The organism is Celeribacter halophilus (genome assembly GCF_900114135.1).
In the GTDB taxonomy this organism is placed as follows: Bacteria; Pseudomonadota; Alphaproteobacteria; order Rhodobacterales; family Rhodobacteraceae; genus Celeribacter; species Celeribacter halophilus.
In genome coordinates this window covers 1-12,954 of the sequence record NZ_FORY01000038.1, presented here as the reverse complement: position 1 = coordinate 12,954, position 12,954 = coordinate 1, and the positions used below count along the sequence as shown (strand labels likewise).

The window sequence follows — 12,954 nt, the reverse complement described above, 5'->3', positions numbered from 1 at the left end:
ACTGATGCCTTACGCTCTCTTGAATAAGCCACGTTCGTATCCGTTCTCCGCCGTCCTCAGACCATTATGAAAGTTTGAAAACCAACCGGCAACTATCCTGACTGAGGGGGCATCACTGTCATCCGTGATCGGATTGGAAATGGTTCGCGGTGCCGGCGCGCTACCGAAACCAAAGCTTTCTTTATATTCATCGAATTCATATCCGAGTTTGGTTGTCGCATTCATTTGTAGCTCTTGTGCTGATTTCAGTGATGAAGTCGTCAGGGCAGACAAATCACGACCGATGCAGGGAAAAATAATTAATTTGAGAACCAACCCGTCATGGGACGCCGGCCGAGGCCTTGAACTCGAAACTCCGCCGCGTCGTTCGCACCCGCGGGCACTTCCCTAGCGATGAGGCGGCCGCAAAATTGATTTACCTGGCGCTCAATGCTACATCGACCGAATGGAAGCGCTCAGTGCGCGAATGGCACGCTGTCAGAAGTCAACTTGCCATCATTTTCGAAGACCGCTTCCCCATGGCGTAAGAAAACACGTCAGGCACAAAATTCGGCACAGTCTCGACGGTCGAGTTGTCCGCCATGGCATAGAGACCCCAAGTAAACTCAGTGGCGCCGTGATCTTCACCTTTCGGCTTCCAGCGTACGATCTGACCGTAATTGTTGGTCTCGCGCGGGTTCGGACCCGATGCTGGCGTTTCTCCTCGCGCAAAAGTCGGACTTCTTTGAGAAGCCGCGCGTTCTCTTTCTCAACGTCTTCATGTGGACTTGACATCAGATCTTCATGTTGGTGCTTTTGACCTCATTTGTTCAAAGTCGAAAGACCACCCCCTCAAGCTTAAAAGACCACCGGACGCGTTTCACCTGTCACGACATGGATCAATCCCTCAGGTGCATGATCGCTTGCCGCGACGAGGTTCCACCTCCAAGGCGCACAGGTGAGCGTTGCGATGGCAAGGCGTTCTGGGAATCCGGGCAACCAGCGGGGGTGGAAAGACGGCTCATACATCCACTCGACCTTGTCGCCCGCAGCATAGAGTGCGCGCATTTCGGCGTCGTTGTCTACTGCAGGTCGGGCGGTCATGAGGCCGGCAATTTCATACCGGACACGGGCAGTGACTTCCCCCTTGTGGACCAAGACCCATCCGCCTCCCATATGCGCCAGTTCGTTGACCGCCAAGGCCATGGCCGCGTCAGAGGAGCCAACGCACCAGATATTGTGTTTGTCATGCGCCATAGAACAGCACAGCGCCGTATCTGGATCTTTTGGTCCACAGCCAAGCCAGAACATTTTGGTCACTGCGCCCTTGCCCGAATAGCGATCAATAATTGAAAACTTGGTGATATTTTGCGTCTCGTCACGTTCGACCATGCCGGCGACGACAGGTAGCGTGCGGATCGGGACATCTTCGCTCCAGTGAAACGGACGCAGCACAGGCGCTTGCATGTCGCGGCGACCTTCTTCGGCCTTGATCGCAAAGTCCTGCGCGTCCAAGTGGCGCCCGATGTTGATCGTGTTTCGGGCCCAATCGGGCCAATCGATTTTGACCGGATCAAGAAGGTATTTCGTCCCTTCAGAGACCTGTTTCCCATCGGCCCACACCTCGGCGAGGGAGAACCCGTCTAGATCGTCAAGCAATACCAGATCAGCGAACCGGCCGGGTGTGATGCTGCCCACCCAAGGGGTCAGGCGCATGTGGCGTGCCGGATTTATGGTGGCCAATTGAATGGCGATCTCAGGGGACAGCCCGGCCTGGATCGCGCTACGCACATTGTAATCCGTGGCGCCCAATCGAAGCGTATCTGTCGCGCTGCGATCATCCGTCGTCACTGCGACTTGGCTCCAATCCGTGAGCCCGCGTTCGAGCAGCCCTTTGATGATATCGGCCATGGTGTGAACGCGGATTTCGATGAAGAGACCGCAACGCAGCTTGTTCCATGCCTCTTCGGCGGTCCAAGCTTCGTGATCCGACGCAAGGCCGGCGGCAGAAAACGCGTTGATGTTTGGCAAATCGCGGAGCCCTGCACCGTGCCCTTCGACAACGCCCCGCGCGGCCATGGTGGCCCCGATCATCGACCAAAGCCGATCATGGCCGGGGTTCGCGGGTTCTGTGATGGCGGGCCAATCCATGACCTCATCAAGGCCTGCAGTCATCGGATTTACCATGAAACCGGATTGATCGCTGCCATCAAGATAGGCACCATGTTCCCAGCCGGTCGGTGGAACGGCCGAGCCGGGGAGCGGGAAGATTTTTAGGGGGGATCCGGCGTCGCGTGCTTTCAGCCAGAAATCAAGTGTGTGTTTGGGCAGGACATTGGACAGTTCATGGCTTGCCTCACAGGTCCATGTGTTGCCCCGTGGCAGGACCAGCGCTGCTTCATGCTCTGGTGTGATATGGGAACTTTCGATGTGTTTGTGTACTTCGCCAAGCCCGGGAACGGCGATGAGGTGTCGCCGATCGATGATCGTTTTGACCGTCCCTTGATAGCTCCCACGCGGCCCGACAAAGGCGATCCGACCATTTGAGATGACGATATCGGCTTCTTCGATCCATGTTGCCGTGCCGGTGTCTAAAAGTCGGGCAACCTGCACCAAAACATCGGCCTGAACGCGGCCTAGGGCCACTTGCACCAAGGATTTGCGCAATGCTGTTTCTTGGTCAAAGTCGATATTCTGGATCATGGTTGCCGTACTTTCTTTTGTATCTGTTTTGCACGGAACGCCGCGCAAGGCGTTACTGCGCGGCCCATCCTGCGTCAGTTTTGTGTAGGATTGGCGTAGCAAACGCCCCCTCAACCGGGCACTGGCTGACGCGCGATCTCCACGCTGTTCCCTGTAGCATTGCCGTTCCAATGACGACAGGTTCAACCTGTTGCAAGTGCAGCAATCCGAGGGTTGATGCGATAGAACTGCCAGAGGACAGAACATCATCAATCACCGCGACCTGACCGGTAAGCAAGGGGATCATCCGCGGGTCAAGGTAGAGGCGTTTTTCCTTCTCTGGAGAGGTGATTGAAGACATGTTCACTGAAAGCCTTTCGTCATACCAAAACTTGCGGGAGGTGCTGAGTGGGACTATTCGTGTATGCCCCAAACGGCGCGCGACAGCTTCGGCAAGCGGCAGGCCCAAGGTTGGAACGCCGACAATGATATCAGGTTGATAGGGGGCCAGTTTCTGCGCAAGCGTATCCGCCACGGCGTCCACTACCCAAAAGCTGGCTTGATTGAGAATGAAAGACGCTACCCCGCGTTTGCCATCGCTTAACGCTCGGATCGGCAGCAAAATGCTGTGACCCTCAAAGGGTACGGCATAGGTTTCCTGATCCTCTTGCACCCCATGGTCCAGATCCTTGTGCAATGCCTGCCAGACATCAGTTCGCATGGGCTTTCCTTCTTGAATGTGATGCAATTTTGGGTAGGTATCAGTTCAAGCTGCAAGGACAATACCTTATGGAACCGAAGACGTCGATGAATGCTGAAACATGGGCCGAACTTGTCGCGCTGCGGCGGGATCTACATGCCCATCCAGAATTGGGTTTTGAAGAACATCGTACCTCTGAAATCGTCGCGACACGTCTGCGCAAGGCAGGGTTGAACGTTGAAACAGGCATCGGCGGAACGGGCGTTGTTGCGACCCTGCGCAAAGGAAGCGGCAACCGGGCCATCGCCTTGCGCGCTGACATGGATGCCTTGGCGATGCCTGAGGAAACCGGTCTGCCCTATGCGTCGACCGTTGAGGGGGCGATGCATGCCTGTGGGCATGATGGCCATACAACCATGTTGTTGGCCGCGGCTGAGGCGATGGTTGATCAACCGTTTTCGGGCACCGTGCATTTTGTCTTTCAACCCGCCGAAGAGGGACGCGGCGGCGCCAAGGCTATGATCGAAGACGGTTTTCTGGACCGTTTCCCATGCGATGCTGTATATGGTTTGCATAATATGCCGGGCCTGAATCTTGGTGTGATCGCGGCGGTCAAGGGAGCGCAACTTGCAAGTTCTGACAGTTGGTCCGTCAGGTTTAATGGCGTCGGAAGCCATGGTGCCAAACCTCATCAAGGCCGCGACGCCGTGACGGCTGCGGGCGTTTTTCTAATGCAAGTCCATAGCATTGTCGCGCGCGAGGTTGATCCGCTTGAACCTGCAGTCGTTTCGGCTTGCGCGCTGGGCGCAGGAGATTTCGCCGCGCTGAACGTCATCCCGCATGAAGTCAAGATTGGTGGCACAGCGCGCGCCTATTCAGCCGAAGTGCGCGACCAGCTGGAAGCAGCGATTGGACGTCACGCCAAAAGCGTTGCTGCGGGGTTTGGGGTAGAGGCCGATTACCATTTCTTGCGCCGTATCCCGCCGGTGGTGAATGCCTCCGCGCCGACCAAAATTGCCCAAGAGGCAGCAGTAGATGCCTTGGGCAAGGGGCGCATGCAAAGGGTGTTTCCCCCCTCTACCGCAGGAGATGATTTCGCGGAATTCGGCATGCGCGTTCCTGGCGCTTATGTCTGGCTTGGTATGGGCGAAACACGCGAGAATGGTCAGCATCATAACACGAACTATGATTTCAATGATGACTGCATCCCCTACGGCGTCGCCTATTGGTGCAGCGTGATCGCCAAGGAACTGAGTTAGTCCGACAACCCTGCCAAAAGAGCCGCGCGCAGACGATTTGCATCCAACCCCATGGCAACGCTGATGCGGTGCGGCCCGGGGACCAATGCGCCCGTTTCGATATCCACACCAAGATCGCGCGGGTCGATCCGGAACATGTCTCGATGCTTTGCCAAAAGTGGCACACAGGGATCGTGTAGAGGGCGGCTTTCTGTACCGTCCGTGGCGGCGAAATAGGCGGCGATCAAGTCACCTGAGGCGACGCTCGCCGCGCTTCCGACATCGCGCAGGGCGTTGATGTAATCCTTGTCTGCCCGAAATTGGCGCGTGGCATCCAACGGGATGAGGGTGAAGGACAACCCTGACGCAAGAACTTTCGCCGCCGCATGTGGATCATGGGCGATATTAAATTCGGACTTAGGACCGACATTGCCCGGTTCATCAACAGCCCCGCCCATTGCGATGACACGGCGAATGCGCTTTGCTGTGTCCGGCGCTTGTTCAAGCAAGATCGCCAGATTGGTGAGTGGGCCGAGACAAAACAGATCCACGCTTTGTGGTGGGTGCGCGGTGAGGATCTGGATCATAGCGGCAACAGCATCGTCGCTGGCAACAGGGTGAACTGGATCGGGAAAGGCCACGCCGCCCAAGCCGTCGTTGCCATGTATGCCCGTTTCGGGGCGGACTTCTTTTCCCAATGGCGCGGCAGCACCCGCATGTACAGGCACGTTCATTTCGGCTAAAGCACAGATGCGACCCGCGTTATGCGTGGTCACCGACAAGCCGATGTTGCCCGCGACTGTGGTCAGCGCGACTACATCCAGATCAGACTGGCGAAGCGCATAGAGAATGGCAATCGCATCATCAATTCCGGGATCGGTATCGATTATAACAGTCATTGGGCAAGTCCTTTCTGTGATCTGACCCGAAGACCGCATTTCGCCGCGAAAGCTGGACAGGTCATATTTTTCATTTGGGCTATGGATGCGGTTGTTAAACGTCCGAAACAGACAAGCAAGGCATCAACGCCAAGCTTGTCACGAAGCGCTCCGAGAATGGGGCGTGATCCGCCCGTTCCGCAGGTGATCAAACGCCCCCGTTCATCCGCTAAGGCCGCGCGCGCGACATCCGTCGTATAGTCGGGATCGGTTGAAATGGACTGAATGCGAACTAATTCAAACAACTGCGTTAGGCGCTCATCCATTGTCGCGTCGATATGGCGAAGCGTATCGGTCATTCCATTTGGTCCTGCGCCAGCTTGTTGATTTCGACAATTTTGGCCTTGAACTTGCGGGCAACCTGAAGGGCGTCCGACAGCGTTTTGTCCGTGTCGATTGTTTGAACCTTGCGGTCCTGCATAAGCCACTTTCCCGCAACCATTGTCGCGACGACATCGCTTGGTAGCGTCGCAAAAATCAACATGGAATAGATATCGTAAATCGGGTGGAGACGCGGATCATCCAATGAAATCCGTATCAAATCAGCCTGTTTTCCGATCTCCAGAGACCCGATATGATCGGCCTTGCCAAGGGTAGCGGCCCCCTCAATGGTCGCCATGCGAATGAGATCGGAGCAAGGGAGGATAGCACGCGAATTGCCCGCAATCTTTTGGAACATGGCCGCAGGGCCAAATTGCGAAAACAGATCCAATGTGTTGCCCGACATCGGTCCGTCTGTCGCGATCCCGACATTGATGCCGCGGTCGCGCAATGCCGTGATCGGCGCGATGGGGCGCCCCGCTTTGCCGTTGGATCGGGCATTATAGGCGACATTCACGCTGCGCGCGGCGAGCAAATCAATGTCCGCGTCGGTGGGGTATACGACGTGGGCCGCAACCAAAGACGGAGTCAAAATTCCGGCGCGGTCGGCCACTTCGACCGTTGTGCAAGCGTGTGTTTTTTGTGCCCATTCCAGTTCTGCTTCGGTTTCCGCAAGGTGCATTTGCACTGGTAGGGCAGGGTGGTCGGCCGACCATTCCACCACCCGTTCCATGATCTCCAAACCGGTAGAATAGGGCGCATGCGGCGCGGCAGAAGCATCAATGCGCGGATGGTCGGCAAACATATCGGTCAAGGCGTTGAGCCGTTCAAACCCTTCATCAAACGTGCTGTGATCGGGGGTTGCGAAATTTGCCAATGTTTGGCCGATAATCCCGCGCAATCCCACCTGATCCAGCACCGCGCCGATCCGATCCTCAAAATAGTACATATCTGCGATGGTGGTGACACCGCCTCGGATCAGCTCAAGCGCCGCAAGCCGCGCGCCAACCTCAACAACGTCCGCTGTGACGAGCGCGCGCTCCAAGGGCAGTATGTAGCGAAACAAGCGGTTGTCGACGTCTTCTGCCAAGCCGCGAAACAGGGCCATCGGCATATGGCAATGCGGATTGACCATGCCGGGCATAATCAGGTCGCCTTGCATATCCTCGATTGGGCCACGATCTATGGGTGCATCGCCTACGCCCATAGCGGTGATTATATCGTTCTCTATGGCGATCCAGCCGCACTCGATTTCAGACATCTGTCCGTCAATCGTGAGGATTCGAGCGTTTGCTAGAACTGACATCAGGATTCGATCGGCAAGAGGCAGCATTGGTCTGGTTGCGGCACTAGTTTCGCAACTTGGCCAAGCGGACGGGGGGTCGCCTGTGGTCCATTTGCAAGCAATGTTCCCGCCTCGGTTTCACAATGATATTGATAGGCCCGACCGATATAGGTCCGCATTCCCAAGGTGGTTGGGATGCCGATGCTGGATTCTTCTGTCGTAACCGAAAGCCCTTCTGGCCGTGCAGCGAAAAGGAACTTTTTGCTTGGGACTTTGAACCGGCTTTTGGGCAGATCGATCAGGCTGCCGCCTGACATCTGTGCCTGCACCATATCGCCCGTGTCGGACACGACTTCCATTTCCACCATATTGTCGAACCCAACGAAGTTCGCGACGAAGGCGCTGGAAGGTTGCGAATAGAGAACCTCGGGCGTGTCCAACTGCATGATGCGCCCGCCTTTCATGATCGCCACGCGGTCAGAAATGGAAAATGCCTCTTCCTGATCGTGCGTGACATAAAGCGCGGTGGTGCCATTGGCCTGTTGCAAGCGCCGGATTTCAACACGCATGTCCACGCGCAGTTTGGCATCCAGGTTGGACAAAGGTTCATCAAACATCAGCAATGGCGGATCAATAACCAAGGCGCGCGCCAGCGCGACACGTTGACGTTGGCCCCCGGACAGGTTTGCCGGATGGCGATCTGCAAGGTCGTTCAACCCAACACGTTCAATCATTGTGTCGACCCGTTTCTTGCGCTCTGCGCTCGAAATCTTGCGTTGTTTCAGGCCAAACCCCACGTTGTCGCGCACCGTCAGATGCGGAAACAAGGCGTAGGTTTGAAAGACCAAGCCGATGTCGCGCGCATGTGCGGGCAACCGTGTGAGATCACGATCGCCAAGATGGATTGTCCCAGCCGTCGGTTCCAAGAAACCGGCCACAAGGCGCAAGGTCGTCGTCTTTCCGCACCCTGAAGAGCCAAGGAGCGAAACCAATTCGCCCTCCGCAATATGCAGTGACAGGTCTTCAAGAACCTGTGTCGAACCATAATGCGCAGAGATATTTTCAAGGGTGAGAGATTGGGTCATTTGGTAAGGAATGTCAGTCCAAGGGTCCGTTCAACAACTGCCATTACGGCAACGGTTACCCCCATGAGCAAAACAGAGGCGGACGCGATGGTCGGGTCAAAGAATTGCTCCATATGGGCAAGCAGCTGGATAGGGAGAGTGGAAACGCCGGGTCCGGTCAGGAAGATCGAAATCGAAACGTCATTGAGAGAGGTGATAAAGGCTAGAATAAATCCCGCGATGATGCCTGCGCGAATGTTTGGGAGCACGACAACAAAGAAGGCTTTGATCCGTGTGCAGCCAAGGGAAACGGCAGCCTCTTCGATGGAGAAATCGAAGCTATTGAGCGACGCACCGACAACGCGGACCGTATAGGGCAATACGATCAAGGCGTGTCCGATCAGTAAGGCCACGATGATTGGCAAGCCAAACCCGCTTGCGAGCGATTTCATCAAGGAAAATCCGAGCACGATTTCAGGGATCAGGATGGGTAAGACAAAGACATTGCCCAAGAAAGCAGGCAGTTCGACCCGGTAGCGCGCCAGCGCATAGGCTGCAGGAATGCCGATCAGCATTGAAACTGTCGTCCCACCAATCGCCAACATAAAAGATGTGCCCATAGTGCGCGTAAAGGCGGACACCTCAAAGATGTTGGTGAACCAATGTAGCGTCAGCCCCTGAGGCGGGAAGGTCAGGTAGCTCGTATCCGACAAGGCCGATCCGATGATCACAACCAGCGGGCCCAGCAGGAACAAAAACGTTAGCACCGTTATAACGATCAAAGCAGGATGAATGCGGTTTTTCATGGTATTTACCCTGCCATCGGATTGAGCTTGCGAGCGACACGGGACATTGTCAGAACTGTGGCCAAAGTGACCACCACCATGACCGCCGCAATTGTTGATGCCCCGACCCAGTCAAAGGTCACCATCGCGCGTTGGTACAAGAAGGTCCCCATCATCATTTGCCGCTCACCCCCTAAAAGTTGCGGTGTGGCATAGGATGTGAAGGAGCCCGTAAAGACGAGCACGGAACCGACGATCAACCCCGGCACTGCCATGGGAAGAACGACTTGGCGAAACGCCGCAGCAGGCGGCGCCCCGAGAGAGGCCGCCGCATCCGTCAAATCCTGGGGGATGCCTTCAAGAACGCCCACCAATGTCAGGATCATCAGTGGCACAAAAAGATAGACCATCGCGACGATCACGGACCCTTGGGTATAGAGCATCGACAATGGTTCCGAGATGACGCCAATCGACAATAAGAAGCTGTTCAGCACGCCATTTTTGCCCAAGATGACCAGCCATGCAAAGGATCGCACCACGACGCCGGTCAACAGCGGAAAGACCGCGGCGATGATCAGCAGGCTTTTCAAACGGGACGGCGTGCGCGCAACAACCCAAGCCGTCACAAACCCGATGGCCACGGATATCATCGTCGTGACAAGCGCGACTTCCATCGTGCGCCACAGAACGGTCGTGCGGAAACGCGAATTGAAGAAGGCGCTATAGGTGGCAAACGGCCCTTCGGGATCCCCAAAGGTGGTTGCGAACGTGGCCAGGACAGGCAACACGAGAAAGATGGTCACCAGCAAGGTTGCCGGCGTTGCGATCAGCCATGCGCGCAATTGATTAGACATGGGTTCTCTCCGTAAAAAACAAAGCGGAGCACTGTTTTGTGCCCCGCTTATTGATCGACCGTCAGAGAAATTACAAACCGAAAATTTCGCTCCAGCGGTCAATCCAGTCGATTTTCACTTCGTTCATTTTGGCGTAGTCCATCATGTTCAACTTGGCGATGGCCTCGGCGCCGTATGTCCAAAGGGCCGCTTGTTCTGGCGTCAGGACAACGTCGGTGTTCACAGGGGCGTCGACGCCTTGTTCTGCGTTCACTTGCTGTACTTCGTGCGACAGAACGAAGTTGATGAATTCATACGCAAGGTCAACATTTTCTGCGCCTTTGGGGATGTTCACCGTGTTCAGCGTGGCAATGTCCCCGTCTTCAAGGTCGGCCCATACCATCGTTGGTACGGCGCTTTGCAAAGAGGCCAAGGTAAAGTCCTGTGCAATCGCGACCGTGGCCTCACCGGTTGAGATCAGGTTCACCATTTCGGAACCGGTGTTGTAGTTCTTAACCGAATTCGGCTTCAGCGCTTCGATGGCTTCAAAGGTCGCATCGCTATCTTCAAAGGCATCAACACCCGCGTATGCGCCAGCGCGTACAACGACCATAGGACCCGCGGTCGTTGTGATTCCTGGAAGTGTAACCTCCCCTTCGAGATCCGCACGCCACAGATCGCTCCACGATGTGACGGGCTCAACTTTTTCGGAATCGTAAACAACACCGACGCGTCCAACGCTATATGCTGGACCGTAACCGCCTTGTGGGTCTTGGGCCATTTCATACAGGTTTTCGATGTTTGGGATCCGCGTGCGGTCAAGCTCCATAAAGGTGCCCGCTTCTACGCCCAGCTGCGAGTAGCTGTCGGTGAGGTAGATAACATCAACCCCTTTGCCGCCCCGCGCTTGCAGTTTGCCCAAACGGTCGGCGTTGTTGCCTGTCTCAAAGACAATGTCACAGCCGCAAATTTCCTTGAAGGGTTCGACGATGTTCGCATTGAGCTTCTCGCCATTGTAACCCCACCAAGAAATAGTCAACGTTTCGGCATGAGCTGCAGTAGCGGTTAGAGCGGCGAAGCAGGTCGCTGTCAGACGTGCGAACTTCATATGGGACCCCTTTGAGGTTTGGTTGAGCGCAAGGCGAATTGCATCGCCTAGAGCCGTGATAGAAGGCAAGCGGTTAGAATTTGAATCGAAGACAGGCTCTGCAAAAATGGAGGCTGTGATTAATATTTGATCAATCTACCTAAACTTTCAACTAAATTAGTGTGGTCGTGTCGCGAGATTTTGAAGGTCGGAAGTATGCCCAGTTGCTAAAAGTCTCGGTGCATTGGGTAGCGTCGCGCCAAGTCATTTGGGTATGATTTGCACGAACTGCCTGCCGATGTTGATATGGCTGTTTCTTAGGAAGTTAGGTATATGTCATGACTTGAAAGCATGTCGCGCGATGTCATTTCCACCAACATCCTGAAAGACGCCAAGATTGAACTCAGGCAAGACAGACAGGATGTGATCGAATATATCAGATTGAATTGCCTCATATTCGACCCAATCGGTTGTATTGGTGAAGGCGTAAATTTCTATTGGAACCCCAAAGTGTTGCGGATCCATCTGACGAACGATCAGTGTCATGTCAGAACGGATCCTGGGGTGGTTTTGAAGATAATTCCTCATGTAGGCGCGGAATGTCCCGATATTGGTGAGTTTTCGTCCACCTAAAGTGGAGGGGCGAGAAGTTTTTGACGCTTCAATCTCTTTCATTTTCGCGTCCATGTAGGTCCCAAGTGATTCAAGAGCACGAAGGGACTCGATGTCATGAAGGGTAAGAAAACGAACAGTGTTCTGATCGATCTTGATCGACCGCTTGATGCGTCGAGCTCCTGTTTCAGACATGCCTCTCCAATTTTTAAAACTGTCCGTCACCAATCGCCTGATAGGGATTGTTGTGATTGTTTTATCCCAGTTCTGAACTTTTACAGTATGCAGGGCAATTTCGACAACCTCACCATCGGCATTTTGCGCGGGCATTTCGATCCAGTCCCCGACGCGTATCATGTCGTTAGAGGAGATCTGTATCCCGGCAACAAGAGACAGCAAAGTATCCTGAAAGACGAGAATTAGAACGGCAGCCATTGCGCCGAGACCAGAAAGAAGTATGGCCGGAGATTTATCAAACAAAGTGGCGACGATCAGGATGGCAGAAACAATAAACACAGCGATCTTAAAGACCTGGATGTAACCTTTTATTGGTTTCTGCCGCGCCTCTGGGCGCCTGTGATACACAACATCAACAATCGCAAGAAGCGAGGCAATCGCCATTGCGATAGTCAATATGATAAAGGCCCCCGCTACATTGGATATGACGGTTGAAACCCCGGACGGGAGACCTTGGATTGAATGTATCCCGGACGAGATGATCGCAGCAGGGAAAATGTGAGTCAGTCTTGGGATGAGTTTGTGCCGACGGAGCTCTTTGTCATTGCCAAACGCAGTATGTGACAAGGCTGCATAAATGATTTTCAACAGCAATTTTTTGATGATAAAATTTGCTACAGCAGCGATACCAAATAGGACTGAAACCTGAAGGACCAATTCAATCTCTGGGTTTTGGGAGATGTATTCTCTGTAGGTCATTTGCGTAGGTCATTTGCTTCCTTGGTAGCATAATTTTGGTGATGCGCGTTTGGTTTCGAACCAACGACATATGCTGAGAACGGCGGTGCAAAATTAGACCACGGTAGCGCCGCCATATTGGCGGTGCGGGCGGCGTAAAAGTCGTCCACTTTTTCCCTTCTTGCGGCCGCAGGGAGGGCGAGGAGATTTACACCGTGGAACTTTACAGGAAGGTCAGGCTGGCGCGCAGCGAGGGTATGAGCCAGCGGGAGCTGGCGCGTCATTTCAACATATCGCGCGACAGCGTTCGCAAGATGTTGGCGTTCTCAACGCCGCCTGGATACCGGCGCACGAAGGAGATCAAGCGTCCGAAGCTTGATGGATTTACGGAGATCATCGACGGCTGGCTTGAAGGGGACAAGAATGTGCCCCGCAAGCAGCGCCACACGGCGAAGCGGATCCACGAGCGGCTCAAGGCGGAGCACGAGTTCACTGGCGGCTATACGATCATCAAA

The 12,954-nt window shown here is 54.7% G+C and carries 12 protein-coding genes and 3 pseudogenes; 3 read left to right on the top strand and 12 right to left on the bottom strand.

The features are described 5' to 3' along the window. Nucleotides 1-9: 9 nt before the first annotated feature. A complete protein-coding gene (locus tag BM152_RS18105; RefSeq protein WP_074914638.1) occupies nt 10-225 on the bottom strand; it encodes a hypothetical protein in 216 nt (71 codons plus the stop codon). Nucleotides 226-335: 110 nt separating this feature from the next. Between BM152_RS18105 and BM152_RS18100 the strand changes: the two are divergent. Continuing rightward, a pseudogene (locus BM152_RS18100) lies at nt 336-527 on the top strand (transposase); the annotation flags it as partial. Here the strand turns inward: BM152_RS18100 and BM152_RS19745 are convergent. From BM152_RS19745 to BM152_RS18085, 3 genes and pseudogenes are all read right to left on the bottom strand, one after another. Beyond that, nucleotides 485-703: pseudogene (locus tag BM152_RS19745) on the bottom strand (alkaline phosphatase PhoX); the annotation flags it as partial. The pseudogenes BM152_RS18100 and BM152_RS19745 sit on opposite strands and share 43 nt — an antisense overlap. 134 nt (nt 704-837) lie before the next feature. Then, entirely contained in the window at nt 838-2,682 is a 1,845-nt protein-coding gene (locus BM152_RS18090; RefSeq protein ID WP_066601457.1) for an adenine deaminase, read from the bottom strand. Nucleotides 2,683-2,734: 52 nt separating this feature from the next. After that, on the bottom strand, nt 2,735-3,382 hold the full coding sequence (locus BM152_RS18085; protein WP_066601459.1) for a phosphoribosyltransferase: 648 nt from the start codon (nt 3,380-3,382) through the stop codon (nt 2,735-2,737). A gap of 68 nt (nt 3,383-3,450) precedes the next feature. Here BM152_RS18085 and BM152_RS18080 point away from each other — a divergent pair, with 68 nt between their 5' ends. Continuing rightward, complete coding sequence (locus BM152_RS18080) at nt 3,451-4,620, top strand: M20 aminoacylase family protein (protein WP_111481428.1); 1,170 nt, start codon at nt 3,451-3,453, stop codon at nt 4,618-4,620. On the opposite strand, the gene BM152_RS19355 is transcribed toward BM152_RS18080, so the two are convergent. The 8 genes from BM152_RS19355 to BM152_RS18040 form a co-directional block, all read right to left on the bottom strand. Next, nucleotides 4,617-5,498 (bottom strand): nucleoside hydrolase, encoded by an 882-nt coding sequence (locus tag BM152_RS19355; RefSeq protein WP_066601461.1) that lies wholly within the window; start codon nt 5,496-5,498, stop codon nt 4,617-4,619. The genes BM152_RS18080 and BM152_RS19355 overlap by 4 nt on opposite strands. Next, complete coding sequence (locus BM152_RS19465; RefSeq protein ID WP_066601463.1) at nt 5,495-5,836, bottom strand: hypothetical protein; 342 nt, start codon at nt 5,834-5,836, stop codon at nt 5,495-5,497. Before BM152_RS19465 ends, BM152_RS19355 begins: the two co-directional genes overlap by 4 nt. Further along, nucleotides 5,833-7,119, bottom strand: coding sequence for an amidohydrolase family protein (locus BM152_RS18065; RefSeq protein WP_231730498.1), 1,287 nt, complete (start codon nt 7,117-7,119; stop codon nt 5,833-5,835). The genes BM152_RS19465 and BM152_RS18065 overlap by 4 nt, the downstream gene beginning before the upstream one ends. Nucleotides 7,120-7,163: 44 nt before the next feature. Continuing rightward, a complete protein-coding gene (locus tag BM152_RS18060; protein ID WP_066601465.1) occupies nt 7,164-8,228 on the bottom strand; it encodes an ABC transporter ATP-binding protein in 1,065 nt (354 codons plus the stop codon). After that, nucleotides 8,225-9,013 (bottom strand): ABC transporter permease, encoded by a 789-nt coding sequence (locus tag BM152_RS18055; RefSeq protein ID WP_066601466.1) that lies wholly within the window; start codon nt 9,011-9,013, stop codon nt 8,225-8,227. Before BM152_RS18055 ends, BM152_RS18060 begins: the two co-directional genes overlap by 4 nt. Before the next feature lie 5 nt (nt 9,014-9,018). Then, nucleotides 9,019-9,846, bottom strand: coding sequence for an ABC transporter permease (locus tag BM152_RS18050; RefSeq protein WP_066601470.1), 828 nt, complete (start codon nt 9,844-9,846; stop codon nt 9,019-9,021). 70 nt (nt 9,847-9,916) lie between these two features. Then, nucleotides 9,917-10,933, bottom strand: coding sequence for an ABC transporter substrate-binding protein (locus BM152_RS18045; protein ID WP_066601474.1), 1,017 nt, complete (start codon nt 10,931-10,933; stop codon nt 9,917-9,919). A 315-nt stretch (nt 10,934-11,248) separates the two neighbouring features. After that, nucleotides 11,249-12,460, bottom strand: a complete 1,212-nt coding sequence (locus BM152_RS18040; RefSeq protein WP_066601475.1) for a mechanosensitive ion channel family protein — start codon at nt 12,458-12,460, stop codon at nt 11,249-11,251. A gap of 194 nt (nt 12,461-12,654) precedes the next feature. Between BM152_RS18040 and BM152_RS18035 the strand changes: the two are divergent. Further along, nucleotides 12,655-12,954, top strand: a pseudogene (locus tag BM152_RS18035) (IS21 family transposase); the annotation flags it as partial.

What these genes read in the sequence shown, in the direction of transcription:
- BM152_RS18040 (WP_066601475.1), bottom strand. Translation starts at nt 12,460, where the DNA reads ATGACCTACAGAGAATACATCTCCCAAAACCCAGAGATTGAATTGGTC.
- BM152_RS18080 (WP_111481428.1), top strand. Translation starts at nt 3,451, where the DNA reads ATGGAACCGAAGACGTCGATGAATGCTGAAACATGGGCCGAACTTGTC.
- BM152_RS19465 (WP_066601463.1), bottom strand. Translation starts at nt 5,836, where the DNA reads ATGACCGATACGCTTCGCCATATCGACGCGACAATGGATGAGCGCCTA.
- BM152_RS19355 (WP_066601461.1), bottom strand. Translation starts at nt 5,498, where the DNA reads ATGACTGTTATAATCGATACCGATCCCGGAATTGATGATGCGATTGCC.
- BM152_RS18085 (WP_066601459.1), bottom strand. Translation starts at nt 3,382, where the DNA reads ATGCGAACTGATGTCTGGCAGGCATTGCACAAGGATCTGGACCATGGG.
- BM152_RS18055 (WP_066601466.1), bottom strand. Translation starts at nt 9,013, where the DNA reads ATGAAAAACCGCATTCATCCTGCTTTGATCGTTATAACGGTGCTAACG.
- BM152_RS18090 (WP_066601457.1), bottom strand. Translation starts at nt 2,682, where the DNA reads ATGATCCAGAATATCGACTTTGACCAAGAAACAGCATTGCGCAAATCC.
- BM152_RS18105 (WP_074914638.1), bottom strand. Translation starts at nt 225, where the DNA reads ATGAATGCGACAACCAAACTCGGATATGAATTCGATGAATATAAAGAA.
- BM152_RS18065 (WP_231730498.1), bottom strand. Translation starts at nt 7,119, where the DNA reads ATGTCTGAAATCGAGTGCGGCTGGATCGCCATAGAGAACGATATAATC.
- BM152_RS18045 (WP_066601474.1), bottom strand. Translation starts at nt 10,933, where the DNA reads ATGAAGTTCGCACGTCTGACAGCGACCTGCTTCGCCGCTCTAACCGCT.
- BM152_RS18050 (WP_066601470.1), bottom strand. Translation starts at nt 9,846, where the DNA reads ATGTCTAATCAATTGCGCGCATGGCTGATCGCAACGCCGGCAACCTTG.
- BM152_RS18060 (WP_066601465.1), bottom strand. Translation starts at nt 8,228, where the DNA reads ATGACCCAATCTCTCACCCTTGAAAATATCTCTGCGCATTATGGTTCG.